General features: G+C 48.7%; 21 protein-coding genes and 2 pseudogenes. 13 read left to right on the plus strand and 10 right to left on the minus strand.

Annotated features, from left to right (window positions below; all coding sequences use genetic code 11):
- Window positions 1-222: 222 nt before the first annotated feature.
- Together NK662_RS13695 and NK662_RS13700 are read left to right on the plus strand one after the other, a co-directional pair.
- On the plus strand, window positions 223-1986 hold the full coding sequence (locus NK662_RS13695) for an ABC transporter ATP-binding protein (RefSeq protein WP_254759502.1): 1764 nt from the start codon (window positions 223-225) through the stop codon (window positions 1984-1986).
- The gene (locus NK662_RS13700; RefSeq protein ID WP_254759503.1) at window positions 1979-3832 is read left to right on the plus strand and encodes an ABC transporter ATP-binding protein; all 1854 of its coding nucleotides are present in this window, start codon (window positions 1979-1981) and stop codon (window positions 3830-3832) included. The genes NK662_RS13695 and NK662_RS13700 overlap by 8 nt, the downstream gene beginning before the upstream one ends.
- A gap of 156 nt (window positions 3833-3988) precedes the next feature.
- On the opposite strand, the pseudogene NK662_RS13705 reads toward NK662_RS13700, so the two are convergent.
- Window positions 3989-4096: pseudogene (locus NK662_RS13705) on the minus strand (YjcZ family sporulation protein); the annotation flags it as partial.
- A gap of 108 nt (window positions 4097-4204) precedes the next feature.
- A complete protein-coding gene (locus NK662_RS13710) occupies window positions 4205-4705 on the minus strand; it encodes a PCYCGC motif-containing (lipo)protein (RefSeq protein WP_254759504.1) in 501 nt (166 codons plus the stop codon).
- Between the two features lie 335 nt (window positions 4706-5040).
- On the opposite strand from NK662_RS13710, the gene NK662_RS13715 reads away from it, so the two are divergent.
- Complete coding sequence (locus NK662_RS13715; protein WP_254759505.1) at window positions 5041-6180, plus strand: 3D domain-containing protein; 1140 nt, start codon at window positions 5041-5043, stop codon at window positions 6178-6180.
- A 216-nt stretch (window positions 6181-6396) separates the two neighbouring features.
- Window positions 6397-7683, plus strand: a complete 1287-nt coding sequence (locus tag NK662_RS13720) for an NCS2 family permease (RefSeq protein ID WP_254759506.1) — start codon at window positions 6397-6399, stop codon at window positions 7681-7683.
- A gap of 32 nt (window positions 7684-7715) precedes the next feature.
- On the opposite strand, the gene NK662_RS13725 is transcribed toward NK662_RS13720, so the two are convergent.
- Complete coding sequence (locus NK662_RS13725) at window positions 7716-7967, minus strand: hypothetical protein (protein WP_254759507.1); 252 nt, start codon at window positions 7965-7967, stop codon at window positions 7716-7718.
- Between the two features lie 107 nt (window positions 7968-8074).
- Here NK662_RS13725 and NK662_RS13730 point away from each other — a divergent pair, with 107 nt between their 5' ends.
- The gene (locus tag NK662_RS13730; RefSeq protein ID WP_254759508.1) at window positions 8075-8848 is read left to right on the plus strand and encodes a prolipoprotein diacylglyceryl transferase; all 774 of its coding nucleotides are present in this window, start codon (window positions 8075-8077) and stop codon (window positions 8846-8848) included.
- Window positions 8820-10217 (plus strand): radical SAM protein, encoded by a 1398-nt coding sequence (locus NK662_RS13735; protein WP_254759509.1) that lies wholly within the window; start codon window positions 8820-8822, stop codon window positions 10215-10217. Before NK662_RS13730 ends, NK662_RS13735 begins: the two co-directional genes overlap by 29 nt.
- A gap of 36 nt (window positions 10218-10253) precedes the next feature.
- Here NK662_RS13735 and qoxD read toward each other — a convergent pair whose 3' ends face one another.
- Genes qoxD through qoxA form a run of 4 tightly spaced genes read right to left on the minus strand, consistent with a single transcriptional unit; the run spans window position 10254 to window position 14012 of the window.
- A complete protein-coding gene (gene qoxD / locus NK662_RS13740) occupies window positions 10254-10559 on the minus strand; it encodes a cytochrome aa3 quinol oxidase subunit IV (protein ID WP_254759510.1) in 306 nt (101 codons plus the stop codon).
- 2 nt (window positions 10560-10561) lie between these two features.
- Window positions 10562-11173, minus strand: a complete 612-nt coding sequence (gene qoxC / locus NK662_RS13745; RefSeq protein WP_254759511.1) for a cytochrome aa3 quinol oxidase subunit III — start codon at window positions 11171-11173, stop codon at window positions 10562-10564.
- A gap of 13 nt (window positions 11174-11186) precedes the next feature.
- Entirely contained in the window at window positions 11187-13118 is a 1932-nt protein-coding gene (gene qoxB, locus NK662_RS13750; protein ID WP_254759512.1) for a cytochrome aa3 quinol oxidase subunit I, read from the minus strand.
- Window positions 13119-13139: 21 nt separating this feature from the next.
- Window positions 13140-14012: a cytochrome aa3 quinol oxidase subunit II gene (qoxA, locus tag NK662_RS13755; RefSeq protein WP_254759513.1), complete on the minus strand. Its 873-nt coding sequence runs from the start codon at window positions 14010-14012 to the stop codon at window positions 13140-13142.
- Between the two features lie 477 nt (window positions 14013-14489).
- Here qoxA and NK662_RS13760 point away from each other — a divergent pair, with 477 nt between their 5' ends.
- The 4 genes and pseudogenes from NK662_RS13760 to NK662_RS13775 form a co-directional block, all read left to right on the plus strand.
- A complete protein-coding gene (locus NK662_RS13760; protein ID WP_254759527.1) occupies window positions 14490-15191 on the plus strand; it encodes a C39 family peptidase in 702 nt (233 codons plus the stop codon).
- 112 nt (window positions 15192-15303) lie between these two features.
- Entirely contained in the window at window positions 15304-15777 is a 474-nt protein-coding gene (locus NK662_RS13765; protein WP_254759514.1) for a spore coat protein, read from the plus strand.
- A 58-nt stretch (window positions 15778-15835) separates the two neighbouring features.
- A complete protein-coding gene (locus tag NK662_RS13770) occupies window positions 15836-15988 on the plus strand; it encodes a hypothetical protein (protein ID WP_254759515.1) in 153 nt (50 codons plus the stop codon).
- Window positions 15989-16024: 36 nt separating this feature from the next.
- Window positions 16025-16165 (plus strand): annotated as a pseudogene (locus tag NK662_RS13775) (phosphatidylglycerophosphatase A); the annotation flags it as partial.
- Window positions 16166-16201: 36 nt separating this feature from the next.
- On the opposite strand, the gene NK662_RS13780 reads toward NK662_RS13775, so the two are convergent.
- The 3 genes from NK662_RS13780 to NK662_RS13790 are packed head-to-tail and all read right to left on the minus strand — an operon-like array spanning window position 16202 to window position 18552.
- Window positions 16202-17599 (minus strand): nucleoside recognition domain-containing protein, encoded by a 1398-nt coding sequence (locus tag NK662_RS13780; RefSeq protein WP_254759516.1) that lies wholly within the window; start codon window positions 17597-17599, stop codon window positions 16202-16204.
- Window positions 17577-18299, minus strand: coding sequence for a FeoB small GTPase domain-containing protein (locus NK662_RS13785; RefSeq protein ID WP_254759517.1), 723 nt, complete (start codon window positions 18297-18299; stop codon window positions 17577-17579). The genes NK662_RS13780 and NK662_RS13785 overlap by 23 nt, the downstream gene beginning before the upstream one ends.
- Window positions 18292-18552 carry a FeoA family protein gene (locus NK662_RS13790; RefSeq protein ID WP_254759518.1) on the minus strand — a complete coding sequence of 87 codons (261 nt, stop codon included), beginning with the start codon at window positions 18550-18552 and terminating at the stop codon, window positions 18292-18294. The genes NK662_RS13785 and NK662_RS13790 overlap by 8 nt, the downstream gene beginning before the upstream one ends.
- Window positions 18553-18937: 385 nt before the next feature.
- Between NK662_RS13790 and NK662_RS13795 the strand changes: the two genes are divergently transcribed.
- From NK662_RS13795 to pstA, 3 genes are all read left to right on the plus strand, one after another.
- A complete protein-coding gene (locus tag NK662_RS13795) occupies window positions 18938-19831 on the plus strand; it encodes a phosphate ABC transporter substrate-binding protein PstS family protein (RefSeq protein WP_254759519.1) in 894 nt (297 codons plus the stop codon).
- A 68-nt stretch (window positions 19832-19899) separates the two neighbouring features.
- Entirely contained in the window at window positions 19900-20793 is an 894-nt protein-coding gene (gene pstC / locus NK662_RS13800; protein ID WP_254759520.1) for a phosphate ABC transporter permease subunit PstC, read from the plus strand.
- The gene (pstA, locus tag NK662_RS13805) at window positions 20793-21713 is read left to right on the plus strand and encodes a phosphate ABC transporter permease PstA (RefSeq protein WP_254759528.1); all 921 of its coding nucleotides are present in this window, start codon (window positions 20793-20795) and stop codon (window positions 21711-21713) included. The genes pstC and pstA overlap by 1 nt, the downstream gene beginning before the upstream one ends.
- The last annotated feature ends 354 nt before the right edge of the window (window positions 21714-22067 follow it).

Here is a 22067-nt window from a genome sequence, read left to right on the forward strand (position 1 = left end):
CCCCGGGCAAATGCTGAAATGACACTATTATGATTGTATAGAAGCGCTTCGGAAGCCCATGGCCTGCATGAATACAGATAATTTTACATGGGAACTCCGAAATGGATGCATGCACTTTATGCTGATGTTGCCCTGCTGGAAAGATGATACAATGAAACCACATCCTCAGTCATCCTCATCTATTATCCTCTTTATACAATCAGAAAAAGGAAGTGAGAAATTATGTTGAAGCTTTTCAAGTATTTGCAAAAGCGGGAGTGGCTGCTTGTCCTGTATAGTTTTGTCTTTATTATTGTACAGGTATGGTTGGACTTGAAGCTGCCAGACTATATGGCGGAAATTACAATCCTGGTGGAGAGAAAGGGAAGCGCCATGGCAGATATCCTTGCTGCCGGCGGCAAGATGCTGCTTTGTGCGCTTGGCAGCTTGGCTGCTTCCTTCATTGTAGGCTTTTTTGCATCCCGGATTGCGGCTGGCTTTGCGATGCGGCTTCGCGCTCATATATTTGAAAAAACTCTGTCTTTTTCCATGGAGGAATTTCAAAGCTTTTCCACTGCCAGTTTAATTACACGCTCTACGAATGACATCACGCAAGTACAAATGATTATTGCCATGGGGCTGCGGGCAATTGTGAAGGCACCCATTCTTGCTGCATGGGCAATTTGGAAGATTGCTGATAAAAGCTGGCAGTGGACCGCCACAACGGGCGGGGCAGTCGTGTTTTTGCTGCTGATGCTGACAGTTGTTGTGATCTTTGCCATCCCGAAATTTAAAATGATTCAGAGACTGACAGATAGCTTGAACAGAGTAACACGGGAAAACCTGACGGGTATCCGTGTGGTTCGCGCTTATAATGCGGAGGCATTTCAGCAGGAGAAATTCGAGCGGGCCAATCATGAACTGACGAGTACAAACCTGTATGCCAGCAGGGTCATGGCAATCATACAGCCTGGAATGGGCCTGCTGATGTCAGGACTGAGCCTCGCTATTTACTGGATTGGCGCATATCTCATTGATGCTGCTGCTATGCCGGAGAAGCTGACGCTATTTTCCGACATGGTGGTTTTCTCTGCCTATGCCATGCAGGTGATCATGGCTTTCATGCTGCTGACGATGATTTTTATCATGATGCCGCGGGCATCGGCGGCTGCAAAGCGTATAAATGAAGTGCTCAGTACAAAGGCAACCATCAGGGAGGGAACAGCTGTTGCTTCCGAAGCAGGAAAGCGCGGTGAAATAGAGTTCCGAAATGTCAGCTTCAAGTATCCCGACGCAGCGGAATATGTACTGCGTGATATCAGCTTCCATGCAAAAGCCGGAGAAACAGTCGCATTCATCGGGTCGACCGGAAGCGGGAAGAGCACACTTATTAACTTGATTCCACGTTTTTATGATGCCACTCAAGGGGACGTTCTTGTAGAGGGCATACATGTCAGGAATTACAAACAGGAGGTTTTGCATAACAAAATCGGATATGTACCGCAACGCGCGGTCCTTTTCAGCGGAACAGTCGCATCCAATGTGGCCTACGGTGACAATGGCAAGGACCGCTCAGATCTCGAGGATGTGCATCGTGCAGTTGAAATTGCCCAAGGCCGAGAGTTTGTAGAGAAGCTAGAGGGCGGCTACGAGGGAACTGTCGCACAGGGAGGCACGAATTTGTCCGGCGGACAGAAGCAGCGGCTTGCCATCGCCCGCGCCATTTGCCGAAAACCGGAAATCTATATTTTTGATGATTCCTTCTCCGCGCTCGATTATAAGACTGACTATGTGCTGCGATCCCGATTAAAGCAGGAGACAAAAGGAGCCACCACCTTAATTGTTGCGCAGCGCATTGGCACAATCAGGGATGCAGATCGGATTATTGTCCTTGATGAAGGAAGAGTGGTTGGTATGGGAAGGCATGAGGAATTGCTAAAGACATGCAGGGTTTATCAGGAAATCGCCTATTCACAGCTGTCAAAGGAGGAGCTTGTAAATGGCTAAGAATGAGTACCAAATTGGCGAGGCAAACAGGAGCATCCCCCGGCCGATGGGGCCCGGCCGCGGTCCGATGGGCGGCATGGCGGTCGGAGAGAAGCCGAAGAACTTCAAGGAAACAATAGCAAAGCTGGCGGTATATTGCCGTGTCTATATGCCGCTGATCATGACTGCCCTGATTTTAGCCATTACCGGTTCCATCTTCAATATTATCGGTCCTGAAAAGCTTCGGGACATTACAGATTTAATTACAGAGGGGACCGTGAAGGGGATTGACCTCCAGGAGGTCACAAGCATCGGACTGGTGCTGGCTGTGTTGTATGGGCTGGGCTTTCTATTTAACTATTGCCAAGGATTTCTTATGGCCACGATTACACAGCGTGTGTCCAATCGGCTGCGGACAGATATTTCCCAAAAGGTGAACCGGTTGCCGCTGCAGTATTTTGATTCCACAAGCTATGGGGATATATTAAGCCGGGTGACAAATGATGTAGATACAATCGGCCAGACAATGAACCAAAGTCTGGGTGCTTTGGCAAACTCTGTGACCATGTTTCTTGGTTCTCTGGTTATGATGTTTTATACGAACTGGATTATGGCATTTTCAGGAATTGCAGCTACGCTGATAGGCTTTGTGCTCATGAGTGCCATCATTTCAAAATCACAGACATTTTTCCGCCAGCAGCAGCGTGAGCTTGGCAAAATGAATGGTCATGTTGAGGAGCTTTATGCGGGCCATCATGTCGTGAAGGTGTACAACGGAGAGAAAGCGGCAAAGGAAACCTTCCATGAAATTAATGGCCGTTTATATGAAAGTGCTTGGAAGTCACAGTTTGTATCCGGACTTATGATGCCGCTGATGATGTTTGTCGGGAACTTTGGATATGTTGTGGTCTGCGTAGTCGGGGCGCTGCTGGCAGTAAATGATAAGATTTCCTTCGGGGTTATTGTAGCGTTCATGCTGTACATCCGCCTCTTCACCCAGCCGCTGGCCCAAATCGCTCAGGCGGCGACAAGCCTGCAATCTACGGCGGCCGCGAGCGAGCGGGTATTTGAATTTTTGCAGGAACAAGAGCTGGCAGATGAAGGCGGAAAGGAAAAAACAATTTCCGGGGCAGTGGGCGAGGTGGAATTCAAGAATGTGGACTTTGGCTATCAGGAAGGTCAAACCATTATTAAAGACTTCTCTGCACATGTAAAGGCTGGACAGAAGATTGCAATTGTCGGACCGACCGGCGCCGGAAAAACAACCCTCGTCAACCTGCTGATGCGCTTTTACGAGCTGAACAGCGGTGAAATTCTTGTTGACGGCGTGCCGATCCGTGAGCTGACCCGTGAAAATGTGCACGACTTGTTTTGCATGGTGCTGCAGGATACATGGTTATTTGAAGGAACAATTCGAGAAAACATCATTTACAGCAAGCAGGGTGTTACGGATGAACAGGTGCGGACAGCCTGCAAGGCGGTTGGCCTGCATCATTTCATTCAAACGCTGCCGAAAGGGTATGACACGATTTTGGATGACAAAGCCAATCTTTCTGCGGGGCAGAAGCAGCTGATCACAATTGCCCGGGCCATGGTGGAAAATGCGCCGCTGTTGATTCTGGACGAAGCGACAAGCTCGGTGGATACCCGGACGGAAGCATTGATTCAACAGGCAATGGACCAGCTGCTGGTGGGGCGAACCTCATTTGTCATTGCCCACCGCCTTTCCACAATTCGAAATGCTGATCTCATCCTGGTAATGAAGGACGGTATGATTATTGAAAGCGGCAGCCATCAGGGGCTGTTGGAGAAGGGCGGCTTCTATGCGGAGCTGTACAACAGCCAGTTTGAGCATGCATCAGCCTGATGTATGGCAGGAGAAACAACTTCTTTGAACATTACGTTTCCTTTTGTGCAAAAAAGCCGCTCCCCGACTTAGGAAGCGGCTTTTTATAGTTTGTCAGCAATAGTATGGTGAAGTATAGCCATACGTGTAGCCAGGAGAAACAGGTCCTGTGCCAACGCCTCCCACTAAGCTTGCACCAACAATAATCAATAGAATGAACAGCACTACAATCAATGCAAAACCGCTGTTGAAGCCGTTATATCCGCCTCCGCTGTTATGACTCATCTTTCTTCCTCCTTAGTCCGTATAGGGACCAAATAAAAACAGCACTCCATAAAGAGTATGTAGTCTGGGTAAGAAAGAGCCAGTCCGCTTGGAAAACGGGCTTGTGCCTTAATTTGCAGGCATTGGTGTCGGTGTTGGCTTTGCAAAGCCTTCCTTGTATTTATTGTCAATGTACTTACGGATTTCCAAAGCGGACTTGCCATCCTGCTTCATGGAAGCAGACTCCAAGGCAATCTCCATGCAGTTCACACAGGTGGTTGCATGAGAATCCCATACTACCTCTCCGTTTGCTTTTACTTCGCGGATAAAGCAATTTTTATTGCTGCGGTGTCCAACACTCTCCCCACACCCGCAATAGCAAGGAATCCAGTTCAGCAGCTCATGATTTTGTCCGGCAACCATGTATACCTGCTGCACCTCTTTTGGATAAGAAGAAAGGAAGCTTGGCAAGGTGTGGATGTCCTTTGTTGTTTCTGCAAGATCTCCTGTTTGTTCATGCGCTTCGTGCTGAGGGGAAGCAGCTCCCGTTGTTTTCGTTTCTTCCTTTGCCCCGCATCCTGCCAGCACAAGCAGAAAGCCGAGAAGCAGTGCAATTGCTGTTCGATACATGGAATGTCCTCCTTTACCTGTATACTCCTCTATTCTAGCAAATTGGCCGGCACAGGGGAATGTACGGATTTGTGAAAAGGAAAAAACCGATCGGATTTCTCTCCTTCAGTTTTTTTCTTTCCTCTTACAGGTCTGCGGCAGGGAATCCATGTCTCCCATCCAGGGCCGAAAACGGGCTTTTATCCGGCGCAGGAATAACACGGAATGAGCACACTTGCTGCCGCCAATATAATGTCACGCATTCATATTCAAAAGTTGCGATTTAATTTAAAGAGATTGTAAAATAAAACATTTCAAATCTATGGTATAACTAGTACTAAGAAAGGGGTCGAAATATGCGATCTATTCAACGTATCCTTACACTGGCACTAACAGGCAGCTTTCTGATGTCAAGCATGGCTTACGCAGAAACAGCGCAAATTGAAAGCCTGCAGGAGAAGCAGAAGCAAAACCAAGCTGCCGCGAATGACGCAAAGCAGCAGGCACAGCAGCTGCAGCAGGAGATACAGCGTGTGCAGCAGGAACTGGAAGCATTAGATAAGGAAATGGCGGAGACGAACAGTCAGGTCGAGCAAACAAAGCGCCGCATTGCAGAAGTCCAGCAGCTGATTGAACAGAAAAAGCTGCAGATTGTGCGTTTGGAAAATCAGGTACATACGCGGAAGGACCTAATGAAGCAGCGTTTGCTGGCAGAGCAAAGCAAGCAGAGCACAAGCCTGATCATTGAAGCATTGGCGGGCTCTGACAGCCTGGCGAATTTGCTGGACCGGATTAATGCTGTAGCTGTTATCTTGACAGCTGATAAAGATATTATGGAATCACAGCAGCGTGATTTGGCTCGTATTGAGCAGGAGAAGGAAGAAGTGGCGAAGCAGGAGCAGGCACAGCAAGCCGAAATGAAAAAGCTGGCTGCCCTGCAGGGAGAGCAGCAGCAAAACCAGCAGAAGCGGCAAGCCATGCTGCAGGATTTGCAGACAAAGCTGACAGCTGCCCAACAGACAGCTGCAGCAAAAGAACAGGAAAATGCACAGCTGTTGGCATCCATTCAGCAGCTGCAGGCGGAAGAGAAGAAGCGGCTTGCCGAGCAGGCGGCGGCTGAAGCTGCAGCCAAAGCTGAAGCTGCGGCAAAAGCAGAAGCGGCAAAGGGCGGCAGCGGACAAGCAGGTCCGGCTCCGGCCAGCGGACGGGAAATGTATGTGGAAGCAACTGCCTACAGCTGGGAGGAAACCTTCGCGAATGGGTACATTACCCGCTGGGGCGGCTATAATATTAAAGAGAACCCGAATGCGCTGCTGATTGCAGTGGACCCTTCCATTATTCCCCTTGGCTCCAAGGTATGGGTGGAAGGCTACGGAACCGCCATTGCAGCTGATACGGGCGGCGCCATTAAGGGATATATTATTGACGTGCTGAAGCCATCCAAGGCAGCAGCCAATGCCTGGGGCCGGCGTGTTGTGAAAATTAAAGTGTTATAGAGTCATAGCTTCTCAAATCAAAGCAGCCAATCGGCTGCTTTTTGTATGCGGAAAAATGGGAACTATAAATAGGAAGGCACGAATGAAAAGCTATCTGTTTAGGGCGAATATTGGGATTCATTTTAATAAAGGAACAATTTTAAGAGGTCTTGACCTGAAAGTATGACTTCATTAGTATTAAGTAATTATTTTTTAAATATAGAAAGGGTCGGTCTTATGTTTCAATTGCAAAAATATCAGACCTCCTGGAGACAGGAGCTTCTGGCTGGCATTACGACGTATGTCACATTCGCCTATATTCTCGTTTTAAACCCGAAAATTCTTTCAGACAGCGGTGTAGCATTTGACCAAGCCTTTATGGCGACGATTCTTGCTACCATTGTTGGGACAGTGGCAATGGCACTTCTGGCAAATTATCCGATTGTCATCGCGCCGGCTATGGGCATGAATGCCTATTTTGCTTATGCCGTCGTTCAGCCTGACAAGGGCATCACCTACGCAGTGGCTTTTTCTGCCTTGTTTCTGACAGGCCTTATTTTCTTGGCGCTTTCGCTTACTTCATTCCGGACCAGGCTGATTGAGGCGATTCCTGACAGCCTGAAGCATGCTATTACAGCAGGGATTGGTTTATTTATTGCATTTATTGGCCTGCGCCTATCCGGCATTATTGCCAAGCATGAGGTAAATCTCGTGACAATCGGCGATTTCCATTCTCCCTCCGTCCTGTTAACATTGGCCGGTCTGATCATTGCTGCGGTGCTTATGGTGCTGCGTGTAAGAGGGGCGCTGTTTATCAGCATGTTTTTAACAGCAGTGATCGCGCTCCTGACAGGGCAGATGGAGCTTCCAAAGCATATTGTGCAGATGCCGCATCTTCCGCAGGGGCTGTTGATTTGGAATCCCATTCAGTCTGTGCAGGATGTCATTCATTATGGCTTATACGGGGTGATGTTCTCATTCCTGCTTGTGTTGTTATTTGATACAACCGGTGCTTTGCTCGGCTTGGTGAAACAGGCCGGTCTGAATCATCAGGAGGGGCGGTTTGGAAAAGCCTTTATCGCGGATGCTTTAGGCGGGACAGCCGGGGCAATGCTTGGCACAAGCCCGACGGCGGCTACGATTGAATCGTCCGCCGGCATAGCAGCGGGCGGACGCACGGGGCTTACCGGCCTTGTTGCCGTCGGTCTAACCATTATTACAGCGTTCTTCAGCCCGTTCATTGCTTCCTTATCAAGTGTGGCTGCCGTGACGGCTCCTGCTCTTATCATTGTCGGCAGCTTGATGGCGCAGTCTGTCCGCGAGATTCAGTGGAGCGAATTTGATGAGGCTCTGCCTGCATTTCTGACAGTGCTGAGCATTCCGCTTACCTCCAGCATTGCCAATGGCATCGCTCTTGGCTTCCTGCTGTATCCGATTTTAAAAATCGCGCGCGGCCGGGCGAAGGATGTTCCCTTGCTGCTCTACGTGTTTGCAGTCTTATTTGGATGTCATCTGTTTCTGTAAAAAAACATCACCCAAGCCGGGTGATGTTTTTTTCATGAATTGATCAGCAGGAAGCTGCCACAAATAATGAGGGAAATGAAGCCAAGGATGAAGGGGGCGCTGACAATGCCAATCAGAATATAGGGCCGCCTTTTTGCAGCCATGTAAATTCCCCAAACAAAGACGCCCAGACCAGGAAGATAGCCAAGGTAGGGATAAATCGTGGCCAGAAGAAAGGCAAGAACACTGCCGGCGAGAAAAGCTCCCAATCCAATTCCCCATTCCCGGAACGGCTTTCGCTCCATTGCATAACCTCCTTATTATTCTTAAAATATAAAATTGTGGAAACTTTTAGTATAGTGTATAACAGAATATAAGGGCACACCATACTATTTTGCGGGGAAGGGACTATATGAGTTTTCCATTTTACATAGAAGTGCTGGGATGGCGCATTCATCCGCATCCGGTGATGGAATCTCTGGGTATGTTTTTGGGATTCCGCTTGTACTTAAAAATACGTCGGAAGAACCGCATTCAGGAATCGCATGCACTCTTTATTTTTCTTGGCGCACTGGCTGGCGCATTCATAGGCGCTGTTGGATTGGCAGCGCTTGAGCATCTCCATCAGGTGCAGGGAGATTGGCAGCAGGCGGGGGCACTGGCGCTTGTACAGGGAAAAACGATTGTCGGAGGCCTGCTTGGCGGCCTTATGGGGGTGGAGGGCGTAAAAAAGCTTGTCGGCCATCGTGAATCGACTGGTGATGATATGGTCCTTCCGCTTATTCTGGGCATTGTGCTTGGACGGGTCGGCTGCTTCTTGACCGGGCTGTCCGATGAAACAGTCGGAAGCAAAACAAGCTGGTGGACAGGCATTGATTTTGGAGACGGCGTGCCCCGGCATCCGACACAGCTGTACGAAATTGCTTTTCTGCTGCTGTTGGCGGGAGGAATGCTGCTGCTTACAAGCAAAAAGCCATGGGAGGGCTTCTTATTTCAGCTGTTCATGCTGCTGTATCTGCTGTTCCGCTGGGGGATAGAATGGCTGAAGCCGACGGATAAGCTGTACGGCGGTTCAAGCGCCATACAGTGGGCCTGTGCTGCAGGTATCCTATATTATGTGGCATTAATAATGCGGAAGCGAAAAGGGGAGAAGCGGAATGCCGAACAGACCATATATATATCATGATTTAACAAGCAGCGTATGCTCCACGTGCCTGCGCAAGGCGGAGGCAAAGATTATCATTGAGGATAACAAGGTATATATGCTGAAGCGCTGCCTCCAGCATGGCCCGGAGAAGGTGCTGGTGTCCACGGATGTGGAGTACTATAAGAAATGCCGTGACTTTGTGAAGCCGAGCGAGATGCCGCACCGCTGGAATACACCAATCCGGTACGGCTGTCCGTATGACTGCGGCCTTTGCCCGGACCACGAGCAGCACAGCTGTCTCAGCATTATTGAAATTACAGATGTCTGCAACCTGCGCTGCCCGATTTGCTATGCCGAGTCTTCTCCGGAGCGGACAGCATGGCGCAGCCTGGAGCAGGTGGAGTTTATGCTGGATGCCGTCGTGAAAAATGAAAAAACACCTGATGTGGTACAAATCAGCGGGGGAGAGCCGACCCTTCATCCGGAGTTCTTCACCATTCTTGATATGGCCAAGCAGCGCCCGATTAAGCATTTGATGGTAAATACAAATGGCATCCGCATTGCGCAAGACCGCTCCTTTGCCAAGCGGCTGTCCCAATATATGCCGGGCTTTGAGCTGTATTTGCAGTTTGACAGCTTTGAAAAGGAAGCGCTGCTCGAGCTGAGAGGCCGGGATTTGCGGGAGGTACGGGAAAGGGCCATTGCCCATCTCAATGAGTTTAATGTTTCCACTACACTGGTGGTGACCTTGAAAAAGGGTCTAAATGACCGGGAAATCGGCAAAATCCTTGCGTATGCTTCCAAGCAGCGCTGTATTCGCGGGGTTACCTTCCAGCCTATCCAGCAGGCAGGGCGGACAGAAGATTATGACCCGGCAACGGACCGCCTGACGTTGAGTGAGGTGCGGCAGATGATTATAGACCAGTCAGATTTCTTTCAGGCAGAGGACATCATTCCAGTTCCATGCCACCCGGATAGTCTGGCCATGGGCTATGCCCTGAAGCTGGGGGATACGATTACACCGCTGACAGGCATGATTGATCCTGCGATCCTGCTTGAAGGGGACCGCAACACGATCGTATTTGAAAGCGATGAACATCTGCGCGACAAGGTATTCAAGCTGTTCAGCCTGAATCATTCGCCGGAGAGCGGCTTTTCATCCTTAAAGGACCTGCTGTGCTGTCTGCCGCGGGTTGTGCTGCCAAATGGCATCGGCTATCAGAATGTGTTCCGTGTCTTAATCATGAAGTTCATGGATCATTATGACTTGGATGTGCGCTCCGTGAAGAAATCCTGTGTGCATATTGTGCACCCGGACGGCCGTATCATCCCGTTTGATACATATAACCTGTTCTATCGGGATGAAAAGGAAGCATATCTGAGGGAACTGCAGGGAGAAAGAGTATAAAAAAAGGACAGCCGCGGGGCTGTCCTTTCCTTGTAATTACATTGTGAAGAAAATCCACACCGTACCGATTACAGTTACCGCAGCGATAAAGAAGCTGTAGAGAATCGCAACCTTCTGAATGACACCCTCACCCTCGGACAAGTGCATGAACATTACCAGCTGCAGAACAGCTTGGATGACTGCCATAATAACAATGACTGTCATGATTGTGCCGAATGGAATCGTTGTATACAGAGCGATATACAGTGCCGCAAATGTCAGAACAAGCGACATGATGAAACCGAATACGTGGGACCAAGGAAATCCTTTATGGTGTGTTGCTTGCGCGTTGTGTTGTGCCATAATTACGCCACCATCCCATGCAAGTAAACTAATGTGTAGATAAAGATCCAAACTACGTCAAGGAAATGCCAGTACAAGCTGATGATGAACATCTTTCTTGCTGTAATTGGCGTTAAGCCGTGTTTACGGATCTGAATGATAACACCTGTTGCCCAGAACAAACCAAGTGTTACGTGCAAACCGTGTGTTCCCAAAAGCGTGAAGAATCCGGACAGGAAGCCGCTTGTCTGAATTTTGGCGCCTTCATGCACGTAAGTGATGAACTCGTCAATTTCCAGACCAAGGAACGTTGCACCCAACAGAAGCGTCAGGATAAACCAAACCAGCATTCCTTTCACATTCTGCTTGCGCATGTAGTACACTGCGATGCCGCAAGTGAAGCTACTTGTTAAAAGAACCAATGTTTCGGCCATAACGGGGCCAATTTCAAACAAATCAGTCTGTGTCGGTCCGCCTGACGTACGGCCGGCCAACACCAGATAGGATGCGAAAAGTGTCGCAAACAGCACAATTTCCGCTCCGAGGAAGATCCAGAACCCGAGGATGTTCAGGCGGCCTTGGCCATCCTGATACTCCAGCGGCGCATTTTTATATGCTTCACTGATTGCTGCCATTATGCTTCACCTCTCATGCTACGTCTTCAGTCTTTTTAATTTCATCAACGGAAATGTAATATCCGTTGTCATAGTCAAAGGAACGGACAAACAAGCCAATTACAATACCGATGCCGCCGATAATGGCTACTGGAATCCATTTAAATACCAGACCGAATCCAGCGATAAAGAAGAATACAGAAATCACTACTGCAAGACCTGTGTTGCTTGGCATATGAATTGGCTTCAGGTTCTTGTGATCAATGTGGGACTCGCCATTTTTCTTCATGTACCACCAAGCATCAGCAGTCTTAATCTCAGGCAGTGCCGCAAAGTTGTAATGCTGAACTGGGGATTGTGTTGCCCACTCCAGCGTACGGCCATCCCATGGATCGCCAGTCATGTCGCGCTCAGCATGCAGGTGGCTGTAAACTACGTTGTAGCACAAGATTACAAAGCCGACACCCATCATCACTGCGCCGACGGAAGACAGCTGGTTCAAGCCTGTCCAGCCCAGGCTGGAAGAGTAAGTGTACATACGGCGTGTCATACCCATCAGACCAAGGAAGTACTGCGGGAAGAAGCAGATGTTAAAGCCGATCATGTACCACCAGAAAGTCCACTTGCCAAGACGTTCGTTCAGAATATACCCCATCATTTTTGGATACCAATAATGGAGACCGGCGAACATTGCGAATACTGTACCTGCAATCAATACGTAGTGGAAGTGCGCAATCAGGAAGTAGCTGTTGTGGTACTGATAGTCAGCAGCAGCCATCGCCAGCATAACCCCTGTCACACCGCCGATTACGAAGTTCGGAATAAATGCCAGAGACCAAAGCATCGGAACTGTAAAGCGGATGCGGCCTTTGTACATGGTGAACAGCCAGTTAAAGATTTTAACCCCTGTCGGGATGGAAATTGCCATCGTAGAGATGGAGAAGAATGAGTTAACAGCTGGTGAAGCACCCATTGTGAAGAAGTGGTGCAGCCACACAAGACCGCTGAGAACCGCAATCGCAATCATAGAGTAAACCATCGCATTGTAACCAAACAGGCGCTTGCGTGAGAACGTGCTCACAACCTCGGAGAAGATACCGAACGCCGGCAGAATTACGATATATACTTCAGGGTGGCCCCATACCCAGAACAAGTTCGCCCACAGCATCGGCATACCGCCGCTTGCCATTGTGAAGAAGTGGGCGCCGAACAGGCGGTCAAAGGACATCAGTGCAAGTGCCACTGTCAATACAGGGAATGCGAACAGGATGATGACACAAGTAATCAGAATAGACCATGTGAACATCGGCATCTGCATCAGCTTCATGCCAGGTGTACGCATCTTCAGGATTGTTACAAGGAAGTTAATACCCGTCATCAGGGTACCGATACCAGAAATCTGCAATGCAATTGCATAATAGTTGTTACCGATGCCAGGGCTGAATTCAGTGCCTGCCAGCGGGAAGTACATGGTCCAACCAGCATCTGGAGAGCCGCCGATTACGAATGCAATGTTGAACAGCATCGCACCGACGAAGAACAGCCAGAAGCTGAGGGCATTCAAGTAAGGGAATGCAACGTCACGCGCACCAATTTGGAGCGGAACTGCCACGTTCATCAGACCCATAACGAACGGCATCGCCATGAACAGGATCATAACTGTACCGTGCGTTGTGAAAATGCCGTTGTAGTGCTCTGCATTCAAATATGGATGGTCCGGGAAAGTCAGCTGCGCACGGATCATCAGACCGTCCATACCGCCGCGGAACATCATCAGAACTGCAGAGAGAATATACATGATACCAATTTTCTTATGGTCAACCGTTGTGAGCCATTCGTCCCAAAGCCATTTCCACTTCTTGTACTTTGTCAAGAAGAAGAGAATTGCTACCGTAACAAGGACGATGGAGGCGTCAGCACCGTAAATAATCGGATCGCCTGTGACAAAAAATTCACTAAGCTTCACTGTGTTCACTCCATTCTATAATTACTTTTTATTTTTCCAGTAGTTATAATCGCAATACTCAAGAGACTTTGCATCTACATAGCCCAAGTGGTTGCTGGAGAATGTCATGCGTCCCACAACACCAGGTTTGGTAACTTCAGTATACTTTTCCTTTGTCAGCTTAGAAGCTGTACCTTTAACTTCTTCAACCCACTTTTTGTAGTCGTCTTTTGTCTCAGACTCAACTGTGAATTCCATGTCTGTAAAGCCTTCACCGGAGAAGTTTGCGCTGCGGCCCAGGTAGTCCCCTGTTTTGTCAGCCTGCAGGTACAAGTCCATGATCATACCGTCCATTGTATACTTCTGACCGCCAAGCTCCGGTACCCAGAAGGAGTTCATTGGACCAATGGAAGTCAGTTTAAATTTAATTGGTGTGCCGGCAGGAATTTTCACGTAGTTCACGGTTTCAATTCCTTCTTCTGGATAGCTGAAAATCCATTTCCAGTTCGCAGAAGTTACATAAATCTCAATCGGCTTCATGTTCTTTGTTGATACAGGCGGCTTCTCCAACGCGTAAGTTGTTTTAACAGTTGGAATAGCCAACGCGATAACAATAATAACAGGAACAATTGTCCAAACGATTTCAAGCAACGTGTTACCGTGCTGCTCAGGCGGTTCGTAGCCCATGTTGTCTGGTCTTTCACGATACTTAACGATAATGATAGTGAAGAGGACGAATACAACTACGATAACAATCATCATGAGACCAAAGGACCATGAGATCAAGTCCAACAAACTTTTCGCGTTCGGTCCTTGCGGGTTTAATACAGCCATGTTGCTGCAGCCGCCAAGGAACAACGCAAGAGACAACGGAAGAAGTGATAGTAACTTCCAGGGTGCTTTCTTTGGTTGCACGGCAGAAATGCTCCTTTCTTTTCTTTAATACTATGCCAATAAAATACTATAAACGTAGTAATATTAGATTGGCAAGAGGTGCGAAAACAATGTCGAAAATTAGACACAAATGAACGTTATAAACGATGTATAACGTTCGCAACATGAGTACATTGTATAACATTATCGTCATTTTGGGATACATTCTGCAGTTTTTCGACAATTTAACTTATGACAGTTTATCTAGTTCCTATCAAAATTGTGTTCATAAGGAATGTAAGGATATTTTTTCAAGAAAACGTTTTCTTTCGTTTTATTTATATAAAAAGATTTATTTTTCTGTGTGATGGGCAAATCCTGCTTCAAACATTATAATAAAGAAGAGAAATGTCAGTTCGAAACATTTGCTGACGCGAGTATGATGTATAAATTAAGAGAATATGAGGATAGGAAACTATGAGACGAAGCGTATTCACATATACAGGCGTTTTTGCAGCGATGTTTTGGATGCTGGCGGGCTGCAGCAACAGTCAAATCCTCGATGTATTGCAGCAGGGAAAGGATGGGCTTGTACAGAAGGTACAGGAAATTCAGCCGGTCTCTTTGTCAAAGCGGGCTTATATTCAAAATGTGCCGTTGATTCAGCAGCGGCCGGAGCTCCCGCGCGGCTGTGAAGTGACAAGCCTGGCAATGCTGCTGCAATATCACGGGGTTCAGACAGATAAAATGAAGCTGGCCGGTGAGATTAAGAAGGTTCCATTTCAGGCAAACGGGAAACGCGGCCATCCAAACGAGGGCTTTGTCGGCAGTATGTATACGCTGGATGAGCCCGGCTATGGCGTGTACCATACGCCGATTGCCCAACTGGCCAAGACTTATGTGCCAGAGAGAGTGCAGGATTTAACGGGCCGTACTATACAAGAGGTATATCGTGCTGTGGAGCAAGGATCACCTGTATGGGTGATTACCAATGTGGAGTTTCAGCCGCTGCCTGATGATGAATTCATGACGTGGGATACGGCTGCAGGACCAGTGAAGATTACGTACCATGAGCACAGTGTTGTGGTTGTCGGCTATGATGAGGGGTATGTGTATGTAAATGACCCCTTGGCCAGCCAGCCGCAAAAGCTGAGCCGCGCCCCTTTTGAAGCGGCTTGGGCACAAATGGGGCAGCAGGCCATTGCCATTGCCCCAAAATAAGACAGGCTGCCGATGGAGGCAGCCTTTTTTCTATGCCTGCGGAGTTCTGTTTCTCGGTGCTAATGACCATGCTCTAAGGCATACAATAGAAGCTGAAAAGGGGGAGAGGAAAATGAGAACATTGGCATGGCACGAAACACTGGAGCTGGGTGAACTCATCGCATCGCAAGCCCACTGTCTGGCAAAGTTTAAGATGGTGCTTCCGCAAATACAAGACCCCGAATTGCGCTCCTTGTACGAGTTTTCGATAGGCGCGCTGCAAGGAAACCTGCAGGAGCTGCTTGGATTTCTATCCAGCGTGGAGCCGGCGCGGGGCGGGGATATGATGCCAAGCATTACGGACAGCTTTTACGCGGGGGATTTGTTGGGGGCGGCAAAAACGGCTGTCCGGAACTATGCAATTGCCATTACGGAGACAGCCACACCGGAGCTGCGGGAGATCTTCCTAAAACAGCTGAATGCCGCAGTACGCTGGCATGAAAAGGTCTTTACCTACATGGCGCAGCGGGGTCTGTACCCCGCCTATGATTTGGGTAAATTGCTACAGGTGGATGTCACACTGGCGCAAAATGCCATTAATATGTAGTGATAAACGAAATGCCCCTACACATACTAAGGGTAGTACATGTAAAGGGGGATTCTATATGAACAGCGAAGAGAAACGCCGCCGTCCGCTTGGCACGCCGGGCCAGCGGAATCAGCGGCAGTATCAAATGGATTTGCCGCCGGTGAACTTTCAGAAGAACAATAACTTGGCCTCCAATCCGCATACGGATGACCTGCGGACCGACCGCTGACAGGCGATGCTGTGACAGCCAGAAGGAGAAGCTTATGGGATTTTGAAGAAGCTTAATAATAAGTCCTCTGGCCAAGTGCAAGCCTTTTTAGACGATGTAGTCGGCGCTGTGGCTGCCGCCTCCAGCCGGCTCGCGCATGAGCAGCGTGAAAGATTGGAGCGGGGATCATTTTCGTAAGCAAAAAGAATCGGCGGGGGCCGATTCTTCTTTCATTTATAAAAGCCCCAGCCCTCTGACAGCCTGCGCCACCAGGAAGGTGATCAGAATTGCCAAGCCGGTTGGAATGGCAAAGGAGAGGAAGGTCCATCTCGCACTTTTGGTTTCCTTATATATATTGACAAGCGTAGTGCCGCAAGGGTAGTGCAGCAGCGAGAACAGCATCATGTTCAGGGCGGTCAGCCACGTCCAGCCGTGATGCAGGAAAATCTGCTTGATTTCAGCCAAGCTTTCAACCTCAGTAAGCGCTCCTGTGGACAGGTAACCCATCAGCAGAATGGGGATGACAATTTCATTTGCGGGCAAGCCAAGGATGAAGGCTGCCAGGATGTATCCATCAAGTCCAAGCTGCTGCGCAAATGGATCAAGGAATTGTACGATATAGCCGAGAATGCTGGTATCGCCGATATAAATATTGGCCAGTATCCAGGTGGCCACTGCAGCCGGTGCTGCAACAACAACAGCACGCTTTAATACATAGAGGGATTTATCCAGTGTGGCCCGCATGATTGTATTCCATATCTTGGGGCGCCGATAAGGAGGAAGCTCAAGCGTGTATTGAGTCGGCACTCCCTTCAAGGCTGTTTTGGAGAGCACCCAGGATACAGCGAGTGTAACGATAATGCCAAGCACCACCATGCCGACAACAACTGCAGCGGTCACAAAGCTTTGCATGCCTCCGGTGAAGCCGGATGCCATAAATAAGGAAGCAAGAAGGATCAGAGTCGGCCATCTGCCGTTGCAGGGAACAAAGTTGTTTGTCAAAATTGCCAGCATGCGTTCACGGGGGGACTCAATAATGCGGGTGGACATAATGGCTGCGGCATTGCAGCCAAAGCCCATGGCCATGGTGAGCGACTGCTTTCCATGGGCGCCGGCACGCTTGAACAGCCGATCCATATTGAAAGCGACACGCGGCAGATATCCGTAGTTTTCAAGAAGCGCAAAAACCGGGAAGAAGATGGCCATCGGCGGCAGCATGACGCTGATAACGGCGGCCGTGCCCCGATAGAAGCCAAGCACCAATACTCCGTAGAGCCAATCGGGTGCGCCGATTTCCTGAAAGAGGGAAGCCAGATAGCCTTCCACCCAGCTGAAAAAGTCTCCAAGCATAGCCGAGGGAACATTGGCGCCGGCGATGGTAATGTAGAAGATGATGCCAAGCATGGCCAGCATAATCGGGAAGCCCCAAACCGGCGAAGTGAAAATCCGGTCCAGCTTTTCCGAACGGTACAGCTTACCCTTATCCTGATAAGTGACAACGCTTCTGCAGATGCCCTGTGAAGAACGATAGATGCTGCCGACGATATCATCGCGGATTTCCTCCTGATTCAGCTCGCGGGCATGCCGCATCAGCTGTTCAAGAAGGGGGTTATTGGCTGAACGAAACTCCATTGACCAACACCTCCTTTGTCTTCGGCTGATTGTGATGCTGCTGCAGCGCCTCCAGGAAGCTTTGATCGCCATCCAGCAAACGGAGCGCCACCCAGCGTGCCGGATAGGCATCCCCGAACAGCTCCCGCACCTCCGGCTCCAATGCCGCAATTTTTTCCTCTATATCCTTGCTGTATACAATCTGATACGGCTTTGTGGGGATATTTCCGGCCGCCATCTGTTCCACTGTGTCCAGCAGCTTGTTTAATCCGGTCTTATTGCGGGCTGAGATCTTCACAACCGGCACACCCAGCACCTCAGCCAGCTTTTTCTCATCCACAATGATTCCTTTCTTCTGGGCTTCATCCATCAGGTTCACACAAACAACCACTTTATTGGTCATTTCCATTACCTGCAGCGCCAGGTTCAAGTTCCGTTCCATGGCGGTTGCGTCCAGCACAACGACTGTCACTTCCGGGTTTTCAAACAGAATATAGTCGCGCGCCACCTCTTCGTCTGCCGAATTGGAGTGGAGGGAGTAGGTGCCGGGAAGGTCTACAATCACGTAGGTTTGGCCATTGTGCTCGTATTCTCCCTCTGCTTTCAGAACCGTTTTTCCAGTCCAGTTCCCCGTATGCTGCCGCAAACCGGTCAACGTGTTAAATAGCGTGCTTTTCCCCGTATTCGGGTTCCCGGCAAGTGCAATGTAATGTTTACTCATGCTCTTCATCCTCTGCCGGTCTCCCATACATAAGGGAGCTTTCTTCCTTGCGGAGTGCAATTGTCGTGTTGCTGACCCGGTAGGCAACCGGATCGCCGAGCGGACTTTTTTGCAGCACTCTTACCGCTGCTCCTGGAATAAATCCCAAATCCAACAGCCGGCGCTTCAAAGGTCCTTGTAGTTCAAGCTTGACGAGCTGGACAAGGCTGCCGGCCGGAAACTCGGACAGCGGCTGTATTTGCTCCACAGTCATAATATTTACCCACCCCTATTTTTTTGTCTATGTTCTAAAAAGTTGGTGTAGAGAAACTTTTGCTTATAGCTGATTTTAGAGAGTCTCGTACGCAATTGTCAATTTATATTCTTAGAGTATGTGCCACATTTTAAAATAGTTCCAATTTATTTGCGTGAGGGAAACTTTTCTGTTGGGCAAGCTGTTTGTGTTTACATTGTATTTACAATTCGTATCAAACAGCCCATCAGCGCGGAAAATGAGGGCTTCCCGGGGTTTACTTAAAATTAAAACTTGCTTAATACTCCCCTAATATTGCTGCTCTACAATGAAATTGTGCTGAAGGACATGCGCACTTCACATGCCAAAGCAGAAAAAGCCAAATTAAATTGGGGGTACAACAAAAATGATGAAAAAAGGTTTGAAGTTCTCACTCGCAGCATTGGTAGTCTCCGGCGCACTGGCAGGCTGTACAAATGAAAGCACGGACAGCAAGGCGTCTGAAGGCAAAAAAGACAATACTGCGAAACAGGAATTCTCCGGCACAATCACAGCGGCAGGCTCCACAGCGCTGCAGCCTCTTGCAGATGAAGCAGCGGCAGAATTCATGGATGAGAATCCAAACGTCTCCATCACGGTCCAAGGCGGCGGCAGCGGCACAGGCATTAATCAGGTGGCAGCAGGCGCGGTGCAAATCGGCAACTCTGATGTTCCTTCCAAAGATAAGCTGGATGCAGAAAAAGCAAAGGAGCTTGTTGACCATAAAGTGGCGGGCATTGCCTTCGCTCTCGTTGTAAACAAAGATGTTACAGTAGACAACCTGACAACACAGCAAATTAAAGATATCTTCTCCGGCAAAATCACAAACTGGAAGGACGTAGGCGGCAAAGATGAGAAAATCAATGTCATCAACCGTCCGGCATCCTCCGGTACACGCGCTACATTTGAAAAAATTATGCTGCAAGCGAAAGCAAACGACAGCGTCGGCACGACACAGGACTCCAATGGTGCGGTTGAACAGGCAGTAAACTCTACACCGGGAGCAGTCAGCTACCTTGCAATGTCCTATATGACAGGCGACAAAAAAGGATCTCTGAAGACATTGAAGATTGATGGAGCAGAGCCGACAGCTGCTAACATCGCTGCGAATAAGTACCCGTTCTGGTCTTACGAGTACATGATTACAAAAGGCGAAGCAAAGGAAGCAGTAAAGGGCTTCATCGAGTTTGTATCCGGCAAGGACTTTGAAAAGAAAGTGGAAGAAATGGGCTACATCCCAATGACAAAGCTGAATAAGTAAAGATAGATAGAAAAGGGCTGGCTGCATAGCCAGTCCTATTCACACTACACAAGGTAAGGTGAACATGGATGAAGGGGAAAAAACAGACAAATTATTTCAAAAGCGAGTATGCAGGGAGGACGCTGGTTACTCTGTGCGGCTTCCTTATTGTAGCAGTCACATTGGCGATTATTGCTTTTATCTGCGGAAAGGGAATTCAGACATTTTCCCAAAACGGAGTCTCCTTTTTTGAGATGCTGACATCCTCAAGCTGGAGTCCGAATACGGAAAAACCAAAGTTTGGCGCGTTCATTTTTATTGCAGGATCTACGCTTGTGTCAATCGGAGCTGTAGTGATCAGCGCGCCGATTGCTGTAGCCTTGGCGGTATTTATGAACCTTATTTCGCCCAAGTTCGGCAACAAGGTGCTGAAGCCCGTTCTTGAACTCTTGGTTGGAATTCCTTCTGTTGTATACGGGTTGCTTGGTGTCACCATCCTTGTGCCGCTGCTCCGTGAATCCTACGGGGGTGTCGGCTTCAGTCTGATTGCCGGTATTGTTGTGCTGAGCATCATGATTCTTCCGACCATTGCCAGCATCGCATCTGATGCAATACGCGCTGTCCCATTTGAGTACTTGGAGGCTTCCTATGGCCTTGGCTCCACAAGATGGCAGGCAATCAGCCGGATTATCGTGCCTGCAGCACAAAGAGGAATTTTAACGGGTGTTGTTCTCGGTTTGGCGCGTGCATTTGGTGAAGCTCTTGCTGTACAGATGGTAATCGGAAATACAATGAAGCTTCCGGAAAGTCTGTACAGTCCAACTTCCACGCTGACCGGTGTTTTGACAATGGACATGACAAACACGCTGAACGGCACAGCATGGAATAATGCACTATGGACATTGGCTATGATTTTGCTGCTGATGTCGTTCCTGTTCATTCTAATCATCCGGGCAATCGGCAAGAGAGGTGAGCGTTCATGATGAATGCACGTACAGTCAACAATATTTGGACCGGTATTTTATATGCCATTTCGGCTTTAGTTGTCATTTTGCTTCTGTTCCTTGTATATGAAATTCTTTCAAAGGGCTGGGGATTTTGGGACCCGGGCTTCTTGACAGGCAGACCGAGCAACACAAGGGCGGGAGGCGGAATTGGCCCGCAATTGTTCAACTCTTTCTATATGCTTGTGTTAACGCTGTTCATTTCTGTCCCGTTGGGTCTTGGAGCGGGCATTTACTTGGCCGAGTACGCCAAACCCGGGAAATTTCTAAACTTTATTCGCCTTTGTATTGAGGCAATGGCATCCTTGCCGTCCATTGTAGTCGGGCTGTTTGGTTTGTTGGTGTTTGTCAATCTGACTGGCTGGGGCTATACCATCATGGGAGGGGCGCTTGCGCTGACGATTTTGAACCTCCCGGGCTTGACCCGTGTATGTGAAACGGCGATTGCCGAAGTGCCGCGCAGCATGAAGGAGGCAAGTCTCGGCATGGGGGCAACAAGATGGCAGACAATTGTCCGTGTTGTCATTCCGGCTGCTCTGCCGCAAATTATCACGGGCGTGATCCTGTCAGCAGGCCGTATTTTTGGAGAAGCTGCTGCTCTTATTTTTACAGCTGGCCTCGTTGCGCCGTTATTGAACTTCGGCGCGCCAGTGGATGCTCCAATGAATCCTTTCAACCCGTTCCGCAATGGCGAAACACTGGCGGTGCATATTTGGAAGCTGAACTCTGAAGGAATTGTACCGGATGCAAAGGCCATTGCAACAAAGTCAGCCGCACTGCTTATTGTAATGGTTCTTGTGTTCAACGTACTGGCCCGTTTTGGAGCGGGGATCTTACACAAATACTTCTCCGGAACGCTGAAGACGAGCAAGCGCAGTAAAGGGAAGTCTGCTGCCTGAATTTCTGATGAAGAAAGAGCCGGCCTGAGGTCCGATACGGACGATGGGGCGGCTCTTTTGTTTGGATGTATGGCGTAAAGAGATTCTATACAGTAAGAGAAGATAGGGAAGGATTCTTTTACAAAAAGTTAAAAAGGCTCTTGCATTTCCTTCTGTAAGTTGTTATATTAATAAACGTCGCTGCTGCAGTGTGGCGGTGGAAAGTGAAATAGAAAATGATATTGACATAAGGAATTGAACATGTTAATATCGAGAAGTCGCTTTTGAGCGGCGGACAAGCTCTTTGAAAACTGAACAAAACACAAAACGTCAACATTTATTTTTTGAAGCTAGACAAACACTTTTATGGAGAGT

The sequence above is a fragment of the Ectobacillus ponti genome, from assembly GCF_024294785.1.
Taxonomy (GTDB): domain Bacteria; phylum Bacillota; class Bacilli; order Bacillales; family Bacillaceae_G; genus Ectobacillus; species Ectobacillus ponti.

Bases quoted from the DNA above. Each gene is read 5' to 3' on its own strand.
- NK662_RS13695 (WP_254759502.1), top strand. From the start codon at position 223: ATGTTGAAGCTTTTCAAGTATTTGCAAAAGCGGGAGTGGCTGCTTGTC.
- NK662_RS13700 (WP_254759503.1), top strand. From the start codon at position 1,979: ATGGCTAAGAATGAGTACCAAATTGGCGAGGCAAACAGGAGCATCCCC.
- NK662_RS13710 (WP_254759504.1), bottom strand. From the start codon at position 4,705: ATGTATCGAACAGCAATTGCACTGCTTCTCGGCTTTCTGCTTGTGCTG.
- NK662_RS13715 (WP_254759505.1), top strand. From the start codon at position 5,041: ATGCGATCTATTCAACGTATCCTTACACTGGCACTAACAGGCAGCTTT.
- NK662_RS13720 (WP_254759506.1), top strand. From the start codon at position 6,397: ATGTTTCAATTGCAAAAATATCAGACCTCCTGGAGACAGGAGCTTCTG.
- NK662_RS13725 (WP_254759507.1), bottom strand. From the start codon at position 7,967: ATGGAGCGAAAGCCGTTCCGGGAATGGGGAATTGGATTGGGAGCTTTT.
- NK662_RS13730 (WP_254759508.1), top strand. From the start codon at position 8,075: ATGAGTTTTCCATTTTACATAGAAGTGCTGGGATGGCGCATTCATCCG.
- NK662_RS13735 (WP_254759509.1), top strand. From the start codon at position 8,820: ATGCCGAACAGACCATATATATATCATGATTTAACAAGCAGCGTATGC.
- qoxD (WP_254759510.1), bottom strand. From the start codon at position 10,559: ATGGCACAACACAACGCGCAAGCAACACACCATAAAGGATTTCCTTGG.
- qoxC (WP_254759511.1), bottom strand. From the start codon at position 11,173: ATGGCAGCAATCAGTGAAGCATATAAAAATGCGCCGCTGGAGTATCAG.
- NK662_RS13760 (WP_254759527.1), top strand. From the start codon at position 14,490: ATGTTTTGGATGCTGGCGGGCTGCAGCAACAGTCAAATCCTCGATGTA.
- NK662_RS13765 (WP_254759514.1), top strand. From the start codon at position 15,304: ATGAGAACATTGGCATGGCACGAAACACTGGAGCTGGGTGAACTCATC.
- NK662_RS13770 (WP_254759515.1), top strand. From the start codon at position 15,836: ATGAACAGCGAAGAGAAACGCCGCCGTCCGCTTGGCACGCCGGGCCAG.
- NK662_RS13780 (WP_254759516.1), bottom strand. From the start codon at position 17,599: ATGGAGTTTCGTTCAGCCAATAACCCCCTTCTTGAACAGCTGATGCGG.
- NK662_RS13785 (WP_254759517.1), bottom strand. From the start codon at position 18,299: ATGAGTAAACATTACATTGCACTTGCCGGGAACCCGAATACGGGGAAA.
- NK662_RS13790 (WP_254759518.1), bottom strand. From the start codon at position 18,552: ATGACTGTGGAGCAAATACAGCCGCTGTCCGAGTTTCCGGCCGGCAGC.
- NK662_RS13795 (WP_254759519.1), top strand. From the start codon at position 18,938: ATGATGAAAAAAGGTTTGAAGTTCTCACTCGCAGCATTGGTAGTCTCC.
- pstC (WP_254759520.1), top strand. From the start codon at position 19,900: ATGAAGGGGAAAAAACAGACAAATTATTTCAAAAGCGAGTATGCAGGG.
- pstA (WP_254759528.1), top strand. From the start codon at position 20,793: ATGAATGCACGTACAGTCAACAATATTTGGACCGGTATTTTATATGCC.